This is a genomic window from Bacillus spongiae (assembly GCF_037120725.1).
Classification (GTDB): domain Bacteria; phylum Bacillota; class Bacilli; order Bacillales; family Bacillaceae_K; genus Bacillus_CI; species Bacillus_CI spongiae.
Genome location: NZ_JBBAXC010000013.1, coordinates 69,776 through 90,910, shown reverse-complemented (window position 1 = coordinate 90,910; position 21,135 = coordinate 69,776). Strand labels below are relative to the sequence as shown.

21 protein-coding genes are annotated in these 21,135 nt (G+C 35.2%); 13 read left to right on the top strand and 8 right to left on the bottom strand.

Annotation, left to right across the window (positions count from 1 at the left end; translation table 11 throughout):
- The first annotated feature begins 107 nt into the window (after positions 1-107).
- Positions 108-680 (top strand): histidine phosphatase family protein, encoded by a 573-nt coding sequence (locus WAK64_RS15680; RefSeq protein ID WP_336587936.1) that lies wholly within the window; start codon positions 108-110, stop codon positions 678-680.
- Between the two features lie 454 nt (positions 681-1,134).
- Here WAK64_RS15680 and WAK64_RS15675 read toward each other — a convergent pair whose 3' ends face one another.
- Positions 1,135-1,620, bottom strand: a complete 486-nt coding sequence (locus tag WAK64_RS15675; protein ID WP_336587935.1) for an NUDIX hydrolase — start codon at positions 1,618-1,620, stop codon at positions 1,135-1,137.
- A gap of 343 nt (positions 1,621-1,963) precedes the next feature.
- On the opposite strand from WAK64_RS15675, the gene WAK64_RS15670 reads away from it, so the two are divergent.
- Together WAK64_RS15670 and WAK64_RS15665 are read left to right on the top strand one after the other, a co-directional pair.
- Positions 1,964-3,451, top strand: a complete 1,488-nt coding sequence (locus WAK64_RS15670) for a multicopper oxidase family protein (protein WP_336587934.1) — start codon at positions 1,964-1,966, stop codon at positions 3,449-3,451.
- A 247-nt stretch (positions 3,452-3,698) separates the two neighbouring features.
- A complete protein-coding gene (locus WAK64_RS15665; RefSeq protein ID WP_336587933.1) occupies positions 3,699-5,705 on the top strand; it encodes a phospholipase D-like domain-containing protein in 2,007 nt (668 codons plus the stop codon).
- 168 nt (positions 5,706-5,873) lie between these two features.
- Here the strand turns inward: WAK64_RS15665 and WAK64_RS15660 are convergent, their stop codons facing one another.
- Positions 5,874-6,716: a DegV family protein gene (locus tag WAK64_RS15660; RefSeq protein ID WP_336587932.1), complete on the bottom strand. Its 843-nt coding sequence runs from the start codon at positions 6,714-6,716 to the stop codon at positions 5,874-5,876.
- A 192-nt stretch (positions 6,717-6,908) separates the two neighbouring features.
- Here WAK64_RS15660 and WAK64_RS15655 point away from each other — a divergent pair, with 192 nt between their 5' ends.
- The 4 genes from WAK64_RS15655 to WAK64_RS15640 all read left to right on the top strand — a co-directional run bounded on the left by WAK64_RS15655 (position 6,909) and on the right by WAK64_RS15640 (position 11,441).
- Positions 6,909-7,703 (top strand): DUF1295 domain-containing protein, encoded by a 795-nt coding sequence (locus WAK64_RS15655; protein ID WP_336587931.1) that lies wholly within the window; start codon positions 6,909-6,911, stop codon positions 7,701-7,703.
- A 354-nt stretch (positions 7,704-8,057) separates the two neighbouring features.
- Positions 8,058-8,939, top strand: coding sequence for a MerR family transcriptional regulator (locus WAK64_RS15650; protein WP_336587930.1), 882 nt, complete (start codon positions 8,058-8,060; stop codon positions 8,937-8,939).
- A 483-nt stretch (positions 8,940-9,422) separates the two neighbouring features.
- Entirely contained in the window at positions 9,423-10,454 is a 1,032-nt protein-coding gene (locus tag WAK64_RS15645) for a class I SAM-dependent methyltransferase (RefSeq protein ID WP_336587929.1), read from the top strand.
- Between the two features lie 114 nt (positions 10,455-10,568).
- The gene (locus tag WAK64_RS15640; RefSeq protein ID WP_336587928.1) at positions 10,569-11,441 is read left to right on the top strand and encodes a CvfB family protein; all 873 of its coding nucleotides are present in this window, start codon (positions 10,569-10,571) and stop codon (positions 11,439-11,441) included.
- Between the two features lie 387 nt (positions 11,442-11,828).
- Here WAK64_RS15640 and WAK64_RS15635 read toward each other — a convergent pair whose 3' ends face one another.
- The 4 genes from WAK64_RS15635 to WAK64_RS15620 all read right to left on the bottom strand — a co-directional run bounded on the left by WAK64_RS15635 (position 11,829) and on the right by WAK64_RS15620 (position 15,286).
- Positions 11,829-12,731: a DUF4097 family beta strand repeat-containing protein gene (locus tag WAK64_RS15635; RefSeq protein WP_336587927.1), complete on the bottom strand. Its 903-nt coding sequence runs from the start codon at positions 12,729-12,731 to the stop codon at positions 11,829-11,831.
- Positions 12,728-13,273, bottom strand: a complete 546-nt coding sequence (locus WAK64_RS15630; RefSeq protein ID WP_336587926.1) for an HAAS signaling domain-containing protein — start codon at positions 13,271-13,273, stop codon at positions 12,728-12,730. The genes WAK64_RS15635 and WAK64_RS15630 overlap by 4 nt, the downstream gene beginning before the upstream one ends.
- A gap of 1 nt (position 13,274) precedes the next feature.
- Entirely contained in the window at positions 13,275-13,589 is a 315-nt protein-coding gene (locus WAK64_RS15625; RefSeq protein ID WP_336587925.1) for a PadR family transcriptional regulator, read from the bottom strand.
- Between the two features lie 503 nt (positions 13,590-14,092).
- Positions 14,093-15,286 (bottom strand): MFS transporter, encoded by a 1,194-nt coding sequence (locus WAK64_RS15620; RefSeq protein WP_336587924.1) that lies wholly within the window; start codon positions 15,284-15,286, stop codon positions 14,093-14,095.
- A 219-nt stretch (positions 15,287-15,505) separates the two neighbouring features.
- Here WAK64_RS15620 and WAK64_RS15615 point away from each other — a divergent pair, with 219 nt between their 5' ends.
- The 6 genes from WAK64_RS15615 (at position 15,506) to WAK64_RS15590 (ending at position 19,392) form a co-directional block, all read left to right on the top strand.
- Positions 15,506-15,937, top strand: coding sequence for a GNAT family N-acetyltransferase (locus WAK64_RS15615; protein ID WP_336587923.1), 432 nt, complete (start codon positions 15,506-15,508; stop codon positions 15,935-15,937).
- Between the two features lie 14 nt (positions 15,938-15,951).
- A complete protein-coding gene (locus tag WAK64_RS15610; protein WP_336587922.1) occupies positions 15,952-16,590 on the top strand; it encodes a MarC family protein in 639 nt (212 codons plus the stop codon).
- A 202-nt stretch (positions 16,591-16,792) separates the two neighbouring features.
- A complete protein-coding gene (locus WAK64_RS15605) occupies positions 16,793-17,161 on the top strand; it encodes a GNAT family N-acetyltransferase (RefSeq protein WP_336587921.1) in 369 nt (122 codons plus the stop codon).
- Positions 17,162-17,302: 141 nt separating this feature from the next.
- A complete protein-coding gene (locus WAK64_RS15600; RefSeq protein ID WP_336587920.1) occupies positions 17,303-17,434 on the top strand; it encodes a hypothetical protein in 132 nt (43 codons plus the stop codon).
- A 392-nt stretch (positions 17,435-17,826) separates the two neighbouring features.
- Complete coding sequence (locus tag WAK64_RS15595; RefSeq protein ID WP_336587972.1) at positions 17,827-18,261, top strand: DUF4275 family protein; 435 nt, start codon at positions 17,827-17,829, stop codon at positions 18,259-18,261.
- An 858-nt stretch (positions 18,262-19,119) separates the two neighbouring features.
- Positions 19,120-19,392, top strand: a complete 273-nt coding sequence (locus WAK64_RS15590) for a DUF4190 domain-containing protein (RefSeq protein ID WP_336587919.1) — start codon at positions 19,120-19,122, stop codon at positions 19,390-19,392.
- Positions 19,393-19,469: 77 nt separating this feature from the next.
- Here the strand turns inward: WAK64_RS15590 and WAK64_RS15585 are convergent, their stop codons facing one another.
- Positions 19,470-19,958, bottom strand: coding sequence for a BsuPI-related putative proteinase inhibitor (locus tag WAK64_RS15585; protein WP_336587918.1), 489 nt, complete (start codon positions 19,956-19,958; stop codon positions 19,470-19,472).
- A 277-nt stretch (positions 19,959-20,235) separates the two neighbouring features.
- Positions 20,236-20,778: a peptide-methionine (S)-S-oxide reductase MsrA gene (gene msrA / locus WAK64_RS15580; protein ID WP_336587917.1), complete on the bottom strand. Its 543-nt coding sequence runs from the start codon at positions 20,776-20,778 to the stop codon at positions 20,236-20,238.
- Positions 20,779-21,135: the final 357 nt, after the last annotated feature.

Genomic DNA, 21,135 nt, shown 5'->3' with positions numbered 1-21,135 from the left:
AAATGAAATCCATGAGGGGAAAGAGGGGGAGAAGTCTCTATCTTCTGTGGTCTATCGAAACTGAAAAATTTTATTCGAGAAATAAAATTCGTATGATGGAGGCTAGGATGAAAACAACTATCTATATGGTGAGACATGGCGATTCACCCAAAGTAGGCAATGAAAGAACAAGAGGATTAACGACGAAAGGAAAAAGAGACGCCAATGAAATAACGGAATTATTGAAGGGGGAAGAAATTGACATTTTCCTTTCAAGTCCCTATGACCGGGCAATCTTGACGATAGAGGAGATGGCTCAACGTGCAGGGAAGGAAATCGTCGTGAAGGAAGATTTGAAAGAAAGAGTGTTTTTCCATGACGACAACCGCCATCCTGACAACGAATTATTTCCCGTATTGGAAAAATCATTTTCCGACCCTACCTATTCACTACCAGGTGGTGAATCAAATCAAGAGTGCCAACAGCGAGCGGTGTCTGTTTTGAATGAATTATTAACTGAACATCAAGGAAGAAAAATGGCAATAGGCACTCACGGAGCGGTTATGACCTTAATGATGCATCATTATGACAAGCAGTATGATTTGAGCTTTCTCCTGAGTACATCGAAACCGGATGTATACAAAATGGAATTTAATGGTCAGGATTTAGTGGATGTCCAAAGGCTATGGCATAAAGAGTAGTCATTTCGCCGTTCTTATCTTCAAGTTCATCAGGGGGAAACATGGTTTATTATACCTGAAATCCTCTATCGACTCGACATCCGTTATGCTGCATGAAGGGGTTGGTTCGGTCGAAAAAAGGTTGATTTATTCCATATCTAATCTATTCAAGTACTTCATTTTAAAAACTCTCCTTTATTTGGAGAGTTTCTTTTAGTCAGAGCATTAATTAGAGGCAATCCACGATGAAAGCTTCAGTACCCTCCCACTTGCTGAAACGAATCGTATGGGACGATTTTCACGCTTCTTTTAAGGAGGTGACGAAGTTACTATTTTTCCACGATGAATTTCTCTCTATTTCTAGTTTTGAAATCTTATAAACTCTTTTTCTGGAAAAATCTTGTTAATAGCACTAATTGTTTTTCTATGCAAAAGAAAAGGCTATCTTTAACTAACACAAGTACAGATAATAAATCTACTTAAGAACCTTCCAATCTTCGTAAGTATTCAGATCAATACCTAAATTATTCGTTCTTAACCATTCAAAAGCTTTTATAACAAGTGGGGAGGCATTGTCCAACGATACATCATTTTCAGATACCCATACAGCTCCAACAGAGTCTTGTCCATTAAATTGTGCTGGAACGCTTAGCTCTCCAGCTATTTCTTTAACAGAATAGTAAACGGCAATATGGTGCACATTAGTAAAATCTCTCCATGACCAAGGCAGTTTAAAATCGATTACACCGATATTTTCCTTGATTTCAATTTCTAAACCTGTTTCTTCAAGAAATTCTCTTTTCATAGCTTTAGATAAAGCTTCACCCTCTTCTAAGCTTCCTCCAGGAAGGTCATATCTATTTATATAAGGACCTCTGTTCTTATTTACCACCAATAATTTGTCGTCTTTTAGTAAAATCCCATATACACCAAAAGCCGTGTGACATTTTTTTTCTGACACAAAAAACCCTCCAATTTTCTAAACTTGTTCAATTAATCTAGTTTAGGAATTCCCTTCATCCATTATATGTTAAATAGAAGGTGAATCAATAGCCTCCTCTAGATACATCGTTTGAGCATCCCTTTTCCTCAAAAAGTTCATTCGTCACGATTATCCAATTGATTGAAATTTAAAGGAAGCAATATCTTATCGAGTTTGCCATATCTACATAGAAACGAACGAGTAATTGAACTTAAAATACGATTATTATAAAAAAACTAAAGAAAAATTAAACTTCATTAAACCTTCAATATTTATCAGTAAAATTTAGTTATTGAAAACGATTAGAAAGGGAGGAAGTTCAGTGAAATGGAAAGGGTTAGGGATCATATCGCTAGTACTGTTTGGTTTGGCTGCCTGTTCTGAAATCGATACAATGAAAAATACAGAAGAATCTACCGATATCCAAGAAAGTAAAGAACCTATCATATTAAAAGAAGATAATAAGAATGAATTTATGATAGTGGCTAATGAGAGAAAGCATACATTTACAAAAAATTCATCCATTGAAGCTTGGACATTTAATGGTTCCGTTCCGGGCTCACAAATTCGTCTTAAGCAAGGAGAGGAAGTGAAAATTCATTTAAAAAATGAATTACCTGACCCCATTACTATCCACTGGCATGGAATTACAGTGAATAATAATATGGACGGTATCCCTGGTGTCACTCAAAATGCCGTTCAACCAGGCGATACTTATACGTATCGCTTCACCCCTGAAGACCCAGGAACTTACATGTATCATACTCACCAAGATGGTGTAAATCAAATGGATAAGGGATTAGCTGGGTCTCTTATTGTCGAACCACAAGAAGCTGAACAGCTGGATAGAGATTATACACTCGTTTTAGATGAATGGAACACTAACAGCGATGAAAAGCTGGGAGGGATGATGGAAGGAATGATGGAAGGAATGATGGGGAACATGGATGCTTATGACATGTATACAATAAACGGGAAAACTGGAGAAAGCATTAAACCTCTAGAAGTGAAGGAAGGAGAGAAAGTTAGGATTCGTTTAGTGAATGTAGGGTTCATGTCCCATGCATTTCATCTCCATGGACATGAGTACAAAATTGTTGCTGTTGATGGTCAAAAAATAAATGAACCAAAAGCAATTGAAAATAAACTGATTTCTGTTGCTCCTGGTGAGCGATATGATATTGAATTCACTGCTGATAATTCAGGGGATTGGTATTTAGAACGACATGGAAACGAAGAAGGTACGGAAAATATGAAAATACAAATTAAATATAAGAATGCAACAGTAAATGAAGATCGGTCCAACCAGCAAGTTGCATTACCTCATTTCGACTATACATCCTATGGAGAGGCTTCTGATAGTCCTTTTGCACTCAGTCAGGTATATGATGTTGAGTATACGATGGACTTAAATACAGAAATGAAAAATCATGAAATGGCCTATACGATTAATGGAAAGACATTTCCGAACACGGAAAATATTCAAGTGAAGGAAGGAGAGAAAGTAAAAGTTACATTAAGGAATAATTCGATGATGGATGATCATCCTATGCACTTACATGGACACTTCTTTCAAATAATAAGCAAAAATGGGAAGTTAGTTGAAGGATCTCCTATCATCAAAGATACCGTGAATTTAACTCCAGGTGATGAATATGTTATTGCATTCGAAGCTGATAATCCAGGTGATTGGCTTTTCCACTGTCATGACCTTCATCATGCTTCTGCTGGCATGGTGAATATGGTGAAGTATGACAATTTCCAGCCTGATTTTGAACTAGATCCAAATGCTAATAATAAACCTGAGTAATAGTGAATTTTATTTTATATAACCATATTAATAGAAAAACGCATTACGAATTTTAATCTGTCGCCCTCCAAATAGGAAAAAACATTTAGAACGTCTTTTTACTAGGATAGTCTAAATGTTTTTTATGGGTTTAAACGAATGTAAGTAATCTGCTGATTATAAGTTATCTTGTAAAAGCAGTCTATTCCGATTGTAATAACTGGTTTTTATTTCAAGGGGATTTTTGAGAGGGTGAATGCTAGAATAAATGTTGGAAGTGGTTTCATTTCATCCTAATAGAAATAGAAAGGTAGATGTTGATAGAATGGGAAAACGATTAAAAGCATTCATTGTCTTTATCTTTATTTTTTCACTTGTGTCACCTTCAATTAGAACCGGGCATGCAGCAATAAAAGGTGATGTTGTCTTAAATGAAATTGCCTGGATGGGTACGACGGTAAGTAGCAATGATGAGTGGATTGAATTGTATAATAATACAAGTTCTACTATTTCTTTAGCAGGATGGACATTAAGCGCTACGGATGGTTCACCGACCATTACGTTAAGTGGTGTAATTGAAGCGAATGATTATTACCTTTTAGAACGAAGTGATGATCAAACGGTAGCCAATGTATTGGCAGATTTGATCTATACAGGAGCATTGAGCAATACGGTTGAATCGCTTGAACTAAGAGATGAGAATGGTAATTTAATAGACAATGTTTCAAGTTGGTTTGCTGGAGACAATAATGAGAAAGCCACAATGGAAAGGGTCGATCCAAACGATGCTTCTATTTCAACAAACTGGGTTAGCTCAACTGTCGCGTATCAAGAAGGCTTTGGAACTCCTAAACAACTAAACTCTGCTTCTTCAAATGATCTGATTGGATGTAATACGACGACAGAACAATTAAATAATGTATCAAATGAGTTAGGAGCCATTAATGTCTATTTTAATAAATGCGCTTTAGTTGAGTATGCTGATGAGAATAATGAAGCCAATTATAACGTGAACCTAGAAACACGATTAATTGAACGCTTAAATGAAGCCACAACAAGTATTGATATGACTGCTTACGAAATTAATCTCCCAAAAGTGGTCGATACGTTACTACAGAAAGCTAGTGAAGGGATTGATGTTCGCTTCATTGCTGATGCTAAAGATGCGGATGACCCTCACAATTTAGAGCGGTTTGAATTAATGAGACTATACGTTGAAAAAATGGTGAGAGGTCTTGATGGTGTCATTGGGACGGCCGACGATATTCACGTATTTTCAGATTCACCTATGTTTGTCGTCGAGGACAGTGTAAAAAGAGTAGAGTATGGTTTACCTGCTCAGTTCAGTGACGTTCCTGAAGTGACCGTTCAACTTAGCAATGCTGTATATACGGGGCATATGTTTGTAGATGCTGAGCAAAAAGACGTGAACGCTTACTATTCACCAAATACTCAAATGCATAATAAATTTGCGATTATTGATGACCGTTGGGTTTTTACAGGAAGTTGGAACTATACAGTAACGGGTTTATACGGAACGGATGAAAATATGGAGAATGCGGTATTAGATGGGAATCAGCAACATGTTGTCGAAGTTCACAGTCCAGACCTTGCCAATATTTATGAGGTTGAATTCAATGAAATGTGGGGAAGTAATACATTGACTCCCGATCCACTGAATGCGAACTTTAACACACGAAAAACGGATAATACGAAGCATTTTGTCGAGATTAATGGGAAAACGGTTGAAATTTACTTTTCTTCAGGTGACAATGCGTTAGGTCGTGTTCAAGAGCTAATTAAAAATGAAGCGGATCAAAGCGCTTATTTCACAATGTTTGCTTGGAGTGACCAACAAGTATTAGATGAATTAAAACATAAGTGGGAAGGGTCCTATACTGATTTAACAGGAACGCTTACAGGCTTTGATGTAAAAGGAGTATTTGATGCTAGCTATTGGAATCAATGGTGGTCAGCAAGTGTCGACATGACTGGTAGAACGGCAACACAACAAAGTGAAGGGAATCCAAATACACGTTGGGCAAATCCTGCACCAGTTTATAAAGACAACGAATCAAGAAAACTGCATAGCAAAACGATGCTAATTGATGCAAACTCCACAAGTGATCCGACCGTCATCTTAGGATCAACGAACTGGAGTGAAAATGGAAACAATGTGAATGATGAAAATATGTTGATTATTCACGATGAATCAATTACAAATCAATTTCTTCAAGAATTCAATGCTCGATATGAAAATGCGGGTGGTTTTTAACTTATTAAAACCGGAACTCCTTGATGGTAAGTAATCTTTACTATCAAGGAGTTTTTTTGTAGAATTTGAGCTTCTGTGCTTTTTCTTAACCTTTATAAGGAATAGGCGGGGTTTTACAGGATGGGTTGTCTTTTTCTATTATTCTACGTTTTTTACTTATTATGACGATTACTCGATTTTCCAAACTAATGTAATACTTCCCTTCCCACCATGAACACCTATTGTTTGACTTATCGGCCCAATAAGAACGTCAATATCCTTGTATTGAGTTAATAATCTTTCTTTTAATGATTTTGCCTCGTCTATAACATCAGCATGTAAGACCTGAACCTGCTTTATTATATTCTTTTGTTTCTGTAAATCAAATTGGTTTAAAATAGTGTTGATTGCTTTCTTTTTGGTACGAGCTTTCCCATATAACTGAACCGTACCGTCCTTAATCTGTAGAATCGGGTGGATATTAAATATACTCCCAATCATTTTTTGAATAGCGTTGATTCGTCCCCCTTTGTAAAGTTGTTCAATCTTTCCGACTAAGATGAAATTTTGATAGTTTGTATGCTCTTTGCGAAGTATATCCCCTATTTCTTTGGCACCTAATCCATTAGAGTGTAATTTCATCCCTTTTTCAATCATCATTGTTAGTGGATAAGACAAGATTCTTGAATCTATTACCTCGACTGGAAACCCCGTTAGTTTAGCTGCAAGGTTGCTCGCATTATATGTTCCACTCAAGTCACTTGATAGGTGGACTGCTATCGCTTCATCATACTCCTGTTTTAGTTTCGTGTATAACTCAATAAAATCTGATAGTGCAGGTTGTGAAGTTTTCGGGATTCCGTCCATATCATCCATTTTTTTATATAATTGTTCAGCTGATAGATCGACCCCATCTTTATAAACATGGTCATCAAATGAAATATTCATAGGAATAATGAACAAATCATTATGTTTACGAACTTTATCAGGTACGTAGGCAGAACTATCTGTTATCCAAGCTATCTTTTTCATTATGATCATCCTTTATAAGTAATTTATAGAAATGTAGTTGTAGATGAAGCACTTGCAAATACTTTATCACGAAAAAATAAATTGTACAAATCATTTAAAAAACTATACATTAATTATACAAATTGTGATAAGGTTGTAGTGTGTTAGTTTATTAGTTTGACATTACGAATGAATATAAAGGAGTGAAAATTAATGCTAACCTCTTTGTTAGTTGCTTTAATTTGTGTAGTTATTTACATGACCTTGTTTTGGGTAGTAGCGCAGTTGAAGAAAGATTTATCCATTGTTGATATTGCTTGGGGAGGCGGTTTTGTAGTTATTGCAATCGTCTTGTTATTTTTCACTAAGGAATACACTAGTAGGCAAATGATTGTTACATCATTAGTATGTATATGGGGATTTAGATTATCTATATATCTATATTTACGAAATAAAAATACTGGTGAAGATTACCGTTATAAAAATATGCGAAAAAGATGGATAGAACAAGGGAAAAGCGTGGCACTAACTAGCTATATTCGAGTCTATATGTCCCAGGGAGTTGCAATGCTTTTGCTCTCTTTTCCTATTGTGGCAGTTAACGCGTGGGATACGGGAAGTAGTTTAGGGTTATGGGATTATATTGGGGTTATGGTATGGACCTTGGGCTTTTTGTTTGAGGTTGTGGCAGACAAACAATTATCAAATTTTAAAAAAGATCCACGAAATAAAGGAAAAATAATAACTTCAGGAGTGTGGAAATACTCGCGTCATCCAAACTATTTTGGTGAATCCGTTTTATGGTGGGGAGTTTTCCTAATTGTAAGTTCTGTCACATTCGGGTGGACTACAATTATAGCACCAGTCGCACTCACATTTTTATTAGTAAAGGTTACAGGTGTCCCACCTTTAGAACGAAAATATATGCAAAAGCCCGAATTCCGGGAATATGCAAAAAGAACCAGTATGTTTATTCCTTGGTTTCCTAAAAAACAAATTGGAAGTTAATTAATTGTATATGAATTTCTAATAGCACTCATGTATGGTGAATGAGTGCTATTAGATTATTACTAACTTGTTTCTTTCTACTTAAATTGTAGAGAAAAGTTAAACCAATAGCTTTCACAATACATTACTTTAAATAGATGATAAATGATTGTTTTTACTTATTAGCAAAGAATAACGGAATTGAATGATTCAATAGAACACGCTTTACAATGGAGAAAAAAATAATCGGGAAAGTTCTCGATTTCTTCCACCTTTAACTTTTTGTCTAACTCTTGTATAGTGTTTATATACTATTGTAAACTTTTCCATCATCATGAAAGTTAATTTAATGCAAACTGAAAGTGTGAGAATTGAATGTATAATATTAGAATTGCATCAGAAAAAGTAGGAGTGACCCCTGTAACTCTTCGAGCATGGGAGCGTCGTTATGGTTTAGCGCCTTCATCAAGATCTGAAGGTGGTCATCGCATGTACTCAAATGACGACATCAGAAAGCTAATCTGGTTAAAGAAACAAATGAATCAAAAGGGAATATCTATCTCTAAGGCAGTAGAACTGCTATCTAAACAAGAAGAAAGAATGTCTGTTGAACAAAAAATGATACAAAAAGATCAAGAAATAATAGATCCTTTATTCAATGCCTTAACCTCATTTGAACTTAATCAGGCGCATTCTATTGTTGACTACAGCTTTTCTGTCTATCATTTTGATAGGGTTTTTGAAAAACTATTTTATCCTTTGGCTACAAGGATTGGTAACGAATGGGCAGTAGGCAATATAACTGTTGCACAAGAACATTTTGCCTCGCAATTTTTGCTACAAAGGTGCTTTAAAATAATGGATATTTTTCCGATTCAACCTCAGTTACCGAAGGCTATAGCTTTTTGTCCTGAAGGTGAGCATCATCATCTCGGTTTAACCATTTTTACGTTATTCTTGCGAAAGAAAGGTTTATGTGTTTTATATTTAGGGCCAAATACACCAGAAGATGGTCTTGATGAACTCATTGAAGAGCAGCAAATTCAATATGTCTGTCTCTCTATCACAAGTAGTAATGATGATAAGTCGCTTATTTCATTTATTGAAAAGTTAAAGAATAAACACTCGTCTCTTCAATTTATTCTTGGAGGGAAGGGGACTCAACAGTTAGATAAATCAGATAATTATAAAGTACTTGATCATAAGCTGGAGAGTTGGGAACAGTGGTTTCAGGAAGATATCCTACCTGTTTCTTAATAAATTATGTAACTTAAAAACAGTCGTTTATGATTGTATGGTATTGGCTAGTAAAGAAAACATACTGCTGCTTCAGACATTTTCTTTACTAGCCAATTATTAAAGTTGTCATTATAGTTGACAGCAATAGACCTCGTGTATTACGAAAGAGTGTAGGGAAGGAATCACTCAATTAATGAACAGTCAAATGATAAAATAAGAAGCATTGTTCGGATAAAAATATAAAGAAACGCCAAAATAGACAACATTTGTTTATTTTGGCGTTTCTTTTCGTTTAGTTAAGGATGTTTCACTCGTTTTATCATGCTCTCTATAGTTAAATAAGGTATGATGTGCTGTTCTCTGTTCAGCAATAGTGGTGAGCGTAAAGCAGTAAGGTAAGTTCTTTTAAAAAGATAAATATTTTAATTTTCTAATCATTAAAAGGGAATTAGTTTAAATGCATGGAAATATATATTAACAAGCTAAAGGGGGATTGAGAATATGCAAACCGCAACGACAAATTCAAGAATTGTGCAAAGCGAGACGCAATTGACACCTTCTTTTCGATTGGATACGAGAGAGTATAGTGCAAAAGAACGCAACAAGTTTGTAAAGGAAAACACAGTTCGAGATTGGAGTCAGCTTAGCTGGAAGGATATTGGTCGTCCGTTTCAAGTGACATCATACGCAAAAGAAAAAACAAACTGGGAAAAAGAAAAAGGTCAAGCCCTCCCCGTTCACACTTCTTGGGAAATGTTTAACCGATCGTTTCACGAGTGGTTTGTTAAAGATGTTCCAACTGAAATGAATGTAGCTAAAAAACAGTTTTTTTCATCCCTCACTTCATTCAAACCAAAGCAAATCTCCAGTGCGCTAGGTGATCTAGCCAGAATCCATTTCTGGAATTATGCTCATCGAGTGCAAGATGGTATATGGGACCCAAGGGGAAAGCGGGCTCTGTTTGAAGGGCTAGATGTTGAAAAGCCTAGAATTCTCTTTTTAGGGGCAGCGGAAGGATATGAAGGAATGCAGTTAAGCGCGATGTATCCAGGGGGCGAAGTCGTTTTAGTCGATTACGATGCTTTCTGTAAAGATATTCGCTTCGGTGAATTTCCAGATTCCTATCCATTTTTAGGGGAAAACCCACAAACAGGTGGAAAAAAAGTATACCACAAGGATGATTTTAACGTTACGTATCTTGTGGAGGATATCCGACAATTATCGTTCGGAAAAGAATTTGATATTGTGATTAGTGTTGGTTTACTAGAACATTTTCCTGATGAATTGAAACCTGATGTTGTCGAATGGCACCGAAAATTTCTTAAGGATGATGGCTACATTATCATGACAACACCTCGAGCACAGTTACGATCGAAGCTATATTACGAAATTATGTCTGATGTCATGAACCATACGTACAGGGAATTAATGACACTGGAACAAATGGGGCTGTACGTATATGAAAACGGTTTAGATATATTGAAACATGGGTATATTAAAGTTCATAATGCAATCATTGCGAAACCTCGATAAAATCTGGTGATGATCTCACTAGGTTTTTTTTGAGGAACTATACAAAAGATAAAAAACATGATATGTTAAAGTGCGGTGCCAATATGGCGGTTATACTGAGAGGAAGTGTTACATATGTACGATTTTCAAGCAGGAAAGGTGGAAGTCTTCAACGTTGATCGTGAAGCATCTTTTGGATTCTTTTTACAAGATCAAGATTATGATGGTGACGGTATTTTACTACATTACTCTGAAGTTGTCGGCGATGTAAGAGTCGGCGATGATGTGGAGGTCTTTTTATTTCATGATAAACAAGGTCGCTTAACCGCAACGATGAAGATACCAGCAATTGTACAAGGGACGTACGGATGGGTAGAGGTCGTTGATGTTCACCCTGACTTAGGTGTATTTGTTTCAATTGGAATTTCTAAAGACGTGCTTATTTCAGCTGATGATCTCCCACGCTTCGTAGAATTATGGCCAGCAAAAGGTGATCAATTGTATATTACGTTAGAAACAGACAAGAACGGCCGAATGTATGGCAAGCTAGCGACGGAAAATATTATTAAGGAAATCGCCACGAATGCTGAAGGTAAACTATATAATCAAAAGCTAAAAGGGAGAGTATACCGTTTACTAAGAGTTGGCACATATGTACTGTCGGAAGAAGGGTATCGTTGTTTTGTTCATGAAACCCAGCGTACAAAAGAGCCACGTCTTGGAGAATTAGTTGAGGGGCGTGTTGTAGATGTGAAACCGGATGGGTCCATCAACCTATCCTTTCTCCCATTTAAGCAAGAGAAAATGGGCGGTGACGCCGAAAAAATATATGAATACATGGCGACACGAGGCGGAGCTATGCCATACTGGGATAAAACCCAGGCGGACATTATTCAAGAAATTTTTGGGCTAAGCAAAGGGGCGTTTAAGCGTGCCTTAGGAAAATTAATGAAGGATGGCCGTGTCTATCAAGAAGACGGGTGGACCTATTATTCCGAAAGAAAGTAAATTAAAAACGAACTCAAATGAGTTCGTTTTTTTGTTAATGCAAACAGCTGAGTAGAGGTCGATCGGAAGGAATGGTGTTGAATTTGCAACAAAGAGTTGCGATTGGGAGTATTCCGTGTAGATTTGCAAATTATATAAGGGTTGAGGGAACTCTAAAGAAATCCAGATAGAAAGAAAGGATTGTCAAAGGTCCAATGAGAAAATAGACAAGGCACTCCATACTTAGTACAGAAATTCTCTGTGTACCTCTCAATAGATTTTTAATAGACGGAGAAATCAGTAATGGAAGGAGAAACTACTTATTTAAGGATTGAATGGAAAAAAGGAAGAATTCTGTCAAATAACTGTTGTATAAAGTAATGAAATAAAGGGATAGTCTAACTGCTCTTATTGGAGTGTAAAGTTACCTGAAGTAGTATCTACATATAAGTTATAATTTCCTTCCCCAATTGTGCCAATAATCAGGTCATTGGATTTTTCCTTATAGCTAACTCCATCAAGGTTGACAGTACCTTTTCCGGATCTACTTTCATAATTTATATATAGTGATGAAGGAGGTTTTGCATAGTTGATATCGACATTACCACTTGTAGTATTTGCTGTAATATTGCTAGATGCGTCTTTATTAGATAGGGATATATTACCAGATATTGTCGTTAGTGAAGAAGTGGTAACAGATTGGTTCTGTACGGTAACATTTCCAGACGCTGACTTTATCGCAATTTGATCAGCTTTTAACTCTTTTGTTTTTATATTTCCTGAAGCTGCTGATATAGTAAAATGATCAGCTTTTGATTCCTCTGTTTGGATATTTCCGGATGCAGCTGATACTATGATTTGATTCGCGCTTAATTCTTCAACTTCAATATTTCCAGATGCTGAGTGTACTTCGATCGATTCATACATTTTCTCGGGTACATTTACAGAAATACTTAGATCGACCATTGAAAAAAAGCCAATCTCAGAAGGAGGGTTCAAAAATTCTACCTCCAGGTTGTTCCCAAGTTCTCTCGCGACTAATATGAATTCATCCTTCATTCTTTCATCCACTTTTCCATCCAATTCAATAATGAAGTTATCATCTTGAGAAGGTGTGACTTGAATATCGGTTGATGCAAAGCGTATTTCGATATTATTGATCTTTTCATTTTTTATAATTTTTTGGTCATGTACATCCACCGTTTTAAACACCATATTATACAAAGAGCCTCCGGTCACATTAATCGAAACAGCTGTTCCAATAATGCCTATAAGGAATACAGCAAGTAATCCAAATAATAACTTTTTCATGTTACCTTTCCTCCTTTAATAATATAAATATTAAATTTGATATAGCGGAGAATAATGTTATATAGAAATTTTCCAGCACGAACCACTCCTAAACCTATTATTAATCCTAGGCTACATAAAGTCATGGCTAAAAAGAAGCTGACAGATAGATTCTGTAGGGGGTCAAAAAACAATAATAAGGGAGAAAGTATTAATGTAATTGCAAGTGTACATATGCTTAAATACACTCCAATTAAACCAATTACTGGTCCTAGAAGAAAGACAATGTTGATAAGGCTGAGACTTGTAGTAGCAATAATTGCATGCATAATATTGAAAACGGATTTGTCATTTTCAGCTACCTCAATCCTGTAATCTGCTAAAAGGTCACGCGCAATTTGTTCCGGATCTCCAAGCTCAGCAATTAACTCGTTCTCGATTTTCCCATTCTCTAGCCCAACATCAAAATGCTCAACATAGTCATACAACATTTCTTTACGAACCTCTTCAGGTACGCGTTCTAACAGAAGCTTGAGTTTCGTTAAAAACTCTTGTTTAGTCATGCTATAATCCCTCCTCTATAAATAAATCTACAGCGTTTGAAAATTTTCTCCATTCATCAATTAACTTTCTCATATAATCCCTTCCTTTTACGGTTAATGAGTAGTACTTTCTTGGTGGTCCTTCCGTTGATTCAGATAAATAGGTTGTCACATATTCCTCCTTCGTTAATCTTCTGAGTAGTGGATATAATGTTCCGTCCGCCATTTGAATTTTTTTTGAGATATTTTGGGCTAATTCATATCCGTATTGATCTTTTTTTGATATAAGGATAAGGACGCATAATTCTAAAACCCCTTTTTTAAATTGAACATTCAATATATGCACCTCCTATGTTGTTTATTATTAATCGGTGAGTTAATTACTGATTATTCTGATAAATTCTACAACTTAAGTATAATATCCAGTATTTAATAATGCAAGGTACTAAACTAAATTTAACTGCCCATATTTCATATATATAAAATGAGCAAAGAAATATTCCCTTAAAGGATTAGGTGAGGAGTAAAGTCACGACTTAGAATGATGAAATGTTTTGCAGAAATTAGCACTGTTTAATGGACTTAATTCCGCCAGTAAAGAGGAGGGAATAAAAAGTAAGGAGTCCAGTTCGACAAGTAAAGGGTTAGGAAACCAAAGTAATGTGTGTAGTTCGTAAGTAAAAAGAGGGGAATTGTAGGCATTCGTTGTAGTTCCGTAAGTAAACAGAGCAATATTGCAAGTGATTGCTGAGCTACTGCAAGAATATAATCGTTGGTTGTGTCAATTTCTTAAAAAGAAAAAATCGTGAAATGTCACGATTTTTTCATTAATAAGGATGTTCATTCGACTTGAACAAATTTCTTTTTAATTGGAAGTAATGTGCCGATAAGGGCGATAATCGCACATCCGACAAAGATAGATTGAAAGCCAGATAGGGCAACCGTGTATAAGGATGCAAAAACGATTAAATCAAACACTGAATCTAAAATAGACAGTAATGATATCGTGGTGGCTCTTACATGAGAAGGGATGATATCATTACTGATTTGTGAATAAATAGGGTACCGAATCGCTCTAACAAATTGCAGAACAAGAAAGACTCCTAACAGCATTCCTAATGAATCTTGGAAGTAGGCAGAGAGGAGTAAGCAACCTACGCTTAAAAAACCAGTTCCATACATTAATAATATAGATGAAAATTTATTGGTTAAATAGCCAATTGATCGTGAAGAAAAGAATCCGATTAAAGCCGCACAGGAATATAATATTCCTAAAAATGGAACGGGTAGTCCTTCGTTTGTCAATAATAATTGGACAAAGTTATCAAATACTGCGACTGCAGGGATAAATACTAATGTTACATTCATGAACATAATCAATAGTTGTGGTGTACGATATATTTCCTTTGCTCCTAATTTGAGTAGCTTCCATGGATGTTGAGTGCTCTCTGCAACTTTAGGAGGACTCTTAATCAAAAACAATAATAAGATGACAAGAAGTTGTGCTGCAATACTTAAAGAGATGAGTACAACAAACTGGTCATTTTGTAAATCCTTTGCATAAATCGCCCCAATAATAGCAGTGACTAGGCTAGAGATGAAACCAGCTGACTGGACCTTTCCCATTGCTGCATCCATTTTATTTTGTTCGCCACTTTCTTTAAGTGATTCATACAAAAGTGCTTCATCAGCTCCGGAGAAAAAGGAAGCGGATAGCCCACTTAAAGCGGATAATATATAAAAGATCCAAGAGTCATACGCAACCAAGAAGAGTGTGATTGAAAATAGCTTAATGATCGCTCCCGTAATAAATGCAACCTTAGGACCAAATCGATCGGCAAAGATGCCTGTTGGTATTTCACCTACTAATACACCGCTACTCCAGCAAAGTAATACAATAAAAATATCAGGTGCTGTTAGTCCTCTTTCGAAATAAAACAATGTCAGTATCGGTTGTAAAAAACTGACGGTACTAAAAAACTGTACCCAAAAAAGCACAGAAATATTGTGATTCGCTAATGATTTTAACTTCATTTCTTCTCCTACTTTCTACATATTGTAAGTCAATGTGAAAGAAGAAGAAGTGTAGGGTTAGCTGTTAGCTTCTATTCACTCCTTCTTCTTTTGAGATAGATCGTAGTGTTTTTAGCATGTTTGTTCCTCCTTTATGTTATTGTAAATTAGTATACAACAATTCTATATATTTCTACTAGAGTGAAAAATTATCTTGAATTTGACTTGGAGGGGTAATAGTTGACTACACTTATATTAAAGGAAGTGCAAGAGTTGGATGAAATGAAAGCCATTTATCCACTTTTAACACAACTTCGGACAACCTTAACCGAAAGAGAATTTGTTTTACAGACAAAAACAATGATTGAAGAAGGATATCGAATGTTAGTATTATATAAAGAGACTCATCCAGTCGCGATGGCTGGGGTCATTATGTTAACGAATTATTACGACGGAAAGCATGTTTATGTGTATGATCTTGTGACAGAACCATCCCAACGTTCAAAAGGGTATGGGAATAGGGTTCTTCAAGAGGTAGATAAATGGGGGAGTATGCGCGGTTGTGAAAAAGTGGTGCTATCCTCAGGCGTAAAACGTGAGGAGGCTCATCGTTTTTATGAAGAAAAAGGGGGCTTTCAAAAAGAAAGCTATGTTTTCCGTAAAAAAGTATAAGGGTAGGAATGATCATGAATATTTCATTAGAATTAATGTTATTTTACTTCACTTCTTTTTTTACATTGATTAATCCATTAGGGGTTATGCCGATTTTTATGACGATGACAGACTCCTTAGATGAGGCGACAAAGAGAGCAACGGCCAAAAAATCAACTCTTGTCGCTTTTATTCTGCTTGTCTTTTTTGCCTTGACTGGTCAAATCCTCTTTCGTTTTTTCGGCATTACTGTTGACTCATTAAAGATTGTGGGTGGCGTAATTTTCTTTTATTTAGGACAAGACATGCTACAAGCTCGACTTGCGAAAACGAAGGTAAAAGATTCAGAGGTGAAAAGCTATACGAACGATATCTCGATTACACCACTAGCCATTCCCATGATTTGCGGACCTGGAGCAATTACGAATGCGATTGTCTTAATGGAAGAAACGTCTACATTTGCTCAACAAGTTTTGCTGATTTTATCTATTGTTCTTGTTAGCTTTGTCGTGTACATAATATTAAGAAATTCGAGTAAGCTTTATCGATTTTTAGGGGAGACAGGTAATAATGTCTTAATGAGATTAATGGGATTAATTGTAATGGTTATTGCTATCGAATTTATTATTAGTGGGTTAAAGCCAATCATACGAGATATTTTTATGCTGAACTAAGGGTAGTTAATACGTTAAATTCTATTTGGGAAAATCGATGTCTAGAAGTATTGCAAGCAATTAATAGAGGAATAATTGGAAATAAAATGAAGAATGCTTTTCTACTAGTAGTAGGATTTAAATAAAGGGGGAAAAAGGCATTAATACTTTATCAATTAGAGAGCTAAATACACGTGAGGAAATTATAGAGTCATTTCCAGTAATGAATCAGTTAAGAACAGATTTGACAGAAGTAAGTTACCTGAAATTATTTCAAGAAATGAAGAAAGATGGATATCAATTGTTTGCATTATCTATTGAAAATGAAATAGTGTCTTTAGCAGGAATCGCCATGAGGGTTAATTTTTACAATAAACGTCATATTTATATCTATGATTTAATAACTTCTTCTTCTCATCGTTCTAAGGGGTACGGAGAACGATTATTAAACTTTATACATACCTTTGCTAAGGAAAGTGGGGCGGAGTATGTTGCGTTAGAGTCTGGTTTAAACAGAGTAGAGGCTCATCGTTTTTATGAAGAGAAATTAGATTATGACAAATGGTGTTATTCTTTTAGGAAAAAGATATAATCACACAACAGAGTGGTTCAAAAAGCCATACTGATATGAATCGTTGAGCAATTTGAAAATGTAATTAGTTCATTAGAAATTTTTGAAAATGGACTATTCAATATCTATCTGAGGATAATAGTATATATGGGGAGAACTTCAATGCTTATCTTTATCACAATAGCTGTATTAGTGTTTTTATTTGATTTTGCTAGAATTAGAAAACAGAATGATACGTTAATAGAACAAAATGAAAAGGTCATTTCTTTATTAGAGGAAATCAAAAACAAATAGAATAAATTCATTAACTAACGGGGCATTTCTGAAATAGAAAAGCGCCTTTTTATATTTTATATACAAAAGTATGGTATAAATAAACGGACAGCCGAGAGAACTAGAGAAGAGTACAAAGCCAAAGAATAAAATATTAAATATATGTTGTGATTTTTACAATGGTATTCGTAAATTTGATAGATGAATATATATTGATAGTCTGTCTGTTCATCTTTGGTACTATATTTTTTATAAAATTTTAATATATTACCTATTCAATAAATAATTTGCATTATCTCAAACTTAAATCTTCAGCAAATGGTCGTGCTTATTTGATTATTGGAGAAGAAGAGATATTTGAAATGGTTGGTAATAAGTTAAAGAATAGTAAGGTTGGCAAATACGGGGGATTTATGAATTTATTAGATACGCTTATAAGTAAAAAAATTAAAACAAGAGAAATACCAAAATGGGGCACTTATTTGAGAAGACAGTGGGAGAATGAATTTGCAAATCATTTAAGTGATGAGGAAAAGAAGTCAATACATCTTTATGATGAGGATGGTGTATGTGGATACCTATGGCATATCTTCAGTTATGAAAAAAAGGAAAGCTTAAAAAACAAATCAGCCGAATTAGCATTTGATAGGGAACTAAAGGAGTTCTGCTACGTATTTTATCAAAGTACTAATGATGCCCTAATTGTAGAGAACGCTTCATCGTTAAGAGCAATTGATTTAATAAATGAAGAGGATATATATATTACTAATAAAACGTTTGATTGGACTTTTGTAATAACCCATGAAACAGGGTGGTGTGGACCTTATTTCAGTATAAAGAGTTACTGAAGGTGAAATTCGTGACTTTTTGGATTTTCCTACTTTCAGTAAGTAATCAAGGTTGTTGTGCAGTTTAATCGCTAGGCATTTTAAATAATAAGATCCTATTTGTATTATGTATAATTTTTAGTGCTGTAAGCATTGGTGGACTTCTATATAGCTACATTCAAATTCGCGGAACCGACAAGGGTGCGGGAATTGCCTTTTATTCAATAGCTTGTATTTCGGTACGGCTCTTGGTATTGCTATAAGTCCATCTATAAAGAAAAGGAAAAATTAATATCGTTATAGTAGTTCAATAATAAGGGGCTTTAGTAAAAGATATAATGATAGGTTACTTTAAATTCAAGTTTTCGCTAATGAGACATGATTGTTTCCTCTGTAACTTGATTAAATGGTAGGTGCAGATTTTACAGTACTTAGTCCGTTGAAGCAAAAAAATGATTGGGAATGAGGAAAGAATGCTTCTATTTTTCTTTATAGCTTTTTTTAGTTTATTAGGTTATACTTTTCCCTATTATTATATTCCTATAATTGGAAGGGATTTTCTTTTTAATACAACGGGTAATTCCTTCGCAAACTGCTACATTGAGCTAGTAGATGTTCTATTCTATTTTCAGAGTGCCAAGTGCTAGATTATCCTATAAAGGGTAAAGTTTAGTGATGGACTACATAATAGAGAACTTTCCTCTTATGCTATGAACCTCTTGGATTTATACATCTGTTTATGCTTACGGCTATGTATAGTTTCGCGAATTCAAGCTAGCCAGTAGGAGGGAGTGTTTTTCGTTTCTTAAATAATAGGAATGATCATCTAGTTGTATATAACTGTTGGTGAAATAATAAAAATGTATAGGGGATGAGAAAATGAATTTGGTAGAAAATACTCAAACAAATAATCAATCTACTTTGGCCTTAACCTTGGGTATTCTTTCAATAATAATCCCGTTCATTGGGTTACTGATCGGTATTGCGGGAGTTTTCGTCTCAAGAAAAGCAATAAATGAAATCGTTCATACTAATGAAGGTGGAAAAGGATTAGCGACAGCGGGGTTCATTTGCAGCATAATGGGAATTTTTATTCAAATTCTCGTAATTTTAGGGTATATTGCATTCACATCCATCACATACACGGGGTAGTAGAAATAAGGAAACTCTGAAAGGGAAGAGTTTCCTTATTTTTTATCCATTCTATAATATTGTGAAATAAGAATACACTATTCAACGGTAAACGTTGTACTTTGTTTATATGGATTTTCGATTGCTTTCGACCAAACCGTTAACGTATAAGTCCCTGGTTCAAAGTTGGGAAGAGAAATGGAAGTTGACCATTCCTCAGCAGGCTGAAGCGCAATCTCTTTCGCAGTTTGGATGAATTCCTTTCCAGAAGAATACGTAAAAAGAAGCTTCCCTAATTCGTCATGAACCTCATAATCGAATAGTTGGGTCGTTGGAAATAACAATACTGCTTTTCGTTCTGTCTGATTTTTTAACGTGTATTGAAAGGTATTAGATGAGCTTGAATCTATCTTTTTGAGAGAAGGTTCAATACTTCCAGCAACGATTCCAGTCGATAAATTCGGCGATTCTGCTTGCTCTTCTACTGAATCATCCACTACTTTTTCCATAGGTGGACTCTCTGGAGTAAGCGAGTTACATGCAGATAATAAAAGTGTAAGTCCAATGATGAAAAATATCTTTTTCATTTTACAATAACACCTCCATTAAGGTAGACGCAGGAAAATAAAAAGAGTTACAAATGGATTCGTTGAAATTGAACCTGTTACGGTCCTTCTTTTTTAAAAACCGACTGAAAGTGAATGACACCATTTTATTCTTTCCAATCCTTTTGTGGTTATCGATTATTTTTCACGGTAGACAGACAGTACTGTTTTTTGTTACCGCCTTATGGATAGCAAGAAATAGGTGATCAATACAAATAAGGAAACCTTTTTCTTGAGCTATCATCTATAGGAAGGAACTTTATTTTTGATGGTCATTTTGCCAATGTTGATTAATAAACGTATCGCGACCGGATTTTTCTCTATCCTCTTTATACGCAGTCGGTTCATGTTTGTAATAATCTTGATGATAGTCTTCTGCCTCGTAAAAAGTTGTTCCAGCTAAAATTTCAGTGACAATTGGCTTTTTGAAAACACCAGAATTTTCTACTTTTTGTTTAGATTGGTCTGCCAGCATTTTTTGTTCTTGTGAATGATAAAAAATAGCTGTTCGGTATTGACTACCGCGGTCATGAAATTGTCCGCCATCATCAGTTGGATCAATTTGTGGCCAATATAATTCCAACAATTTTTCATAGGAAAATAGGGTCGGATCAAACGTAATTTGGACGACTTCGAAATGGCCTGTTTCTCCTGTTTTAACTTGTTCGTATGTTGGGTTTTTAGTATGCCCTCCCATATATCCTGACACTACCTTTTTAATTCCGGGCAGAGTATCAAACGGCTGCACCATGCACCAAAAGCACCCACCGGCAAATGTGGCTAATTGTGTTGTTTTCTCCATTGATTGTTACCTCCGTTACATGATTAAATGATATGTGCAGATTTTACAGTATTTAGTCCGTTAAAGCAAAAAAAAAGATTGAGAATGAGGAAAGAATGTGTCTCTTTTTCTCTATAGCTTTTTTTAGTTTATTAGGTTATACTTTTCCCTATCATTATATTCCTACAATTGGAAAGGGATTTTCATTTTAAATATAACGGGTGATTCCTTCGTAAACTGCTACATTGAGTTGAGCTAGTAGATTTTCTATTCTATCTTCAGGATGAAAAGTGCTAGTTTATCCCGTAAAGGGTAAAATTTAGTGATGGACTACATATTCGAAAACTTTCCTCTTATGCTATGAACCTCTTGGATTTA

Bases quoted from the DNA above. Each gene is read 5' to 3' on its own strand.
- WAK64_RS15680 (WP_336587936.1), top strand. From the start codon at position 108: ATGAAAACAACTATCTATATGGTGAGACATGGCGATTCACCCAAAGTA.
- WAK64_RS15665 (WP_336587933.1), top strand. From the start codon at position 3,699: ATGTTGGAAGTGGTTTCATTTCATCCTAATAGAAATAGAAAGGTAGAT.
- WAK64_RS15660 (WP_336587932.1), bottom strand. From the start codon at position 6,716: ATGAAAAAGATAGCTTGGATAACAGATAGTTCTGCCTACGTACCTGAT.
- WAK64_RS15655 (WP_336587931.1), top strand. From the start codon at position 6,909: ATGCTAACCTCTTTGTTAGTTGCTTTAATTTGTGTAGTTATTTACATG.
- WAK64_RS15650 (WP_336587930.1), top strand. From the start codon at position 8,058: ATGTATAATATTAGAATTGCATCAGAAAAAGTAGGAGTGACCCCTGTA.
- WAK64_RS15645 (WP_336587929.1), top strand. From the start codon at position 9,423: ATGCAAACCGCAACGACAAATTCAAGAATTGTGCAAAGCGAGACGCAA.
- WAK64_RS15640 (WP_336587928.1), top strand. From the start codon at position 10,569: ATGTACGATTTTCAAGCAGGAAAGGTGGAAGTCTTCAACGTTGATCGT.
- WAK64_RS15635 (WP_336587927.1), bottom strand. From the start codon at position 12,731: ATGAAAAAGTTATTATTTGGATTACTTGCTGTATTCCTTATAGGCATT.
- WAK64_RS15630 (WP_336587926.1), bottom strand. From the start codon at position 13,273: ATGACTAAACAAGAGTTTTTAACGAAACTCAAGCTTCTGTTAGAACGC.
- WAK64_RS15620 (WP_336587924.1), bottom strand. From the start codon at position 15,286: ATGAAGTTAAAATCATTAGCGAATCACAATATTTCTGTGCTTTTTTGG.
- WAK64_RS15610 (WP_336587922.1), top strand. From the start codon at position 15,952: ATGAATATTTCATTAGAATTAATGTTATTTTACTTCACTTCTTTTTTT.
- WAK64_RS15605 (WP_336587921.1), top strand. From the start codon at position 16,793: ATGAATCAGTTAAGAACAGATTTGACAGAAGTAAGTTACCTGAAATTA.
- WAK64_RS15600 (WP_336587920.1), top strand. From the start codon at position 17,303: ATGCTTATCTTTATCACAATAGCTGTATTAGTGTTTTTATTTGATTTT.
- WAK64_RS15595 (WP_336587972.1), top strand. From the start codon at position 17,827: ATGAATTTATTAGATACGCTTATAAGTAAAAAAATTAAAACAAGAGAA.
- WAK64_RS15590 (WP_336587919.1), top strand. From the start codon at position 19,120: ATGAATTTGGTAGAAAATACTCAAACAAATAATCAATCTACTTTGGCC.
- WAK64_RS15585 (WP_336587918.1), bottom strand. From the start codon at position 19,958: ATGAAAAAGATATTTTTCATCATTGGACTTACACTTTTATTATCTGCA.
- msrA (WP_336587917.1), bottom strand. From the start codon at position 20,778: ATGGAGAAAACAACACAATTAGCCACATTTGCCGGTGGGTGCTTTTGG.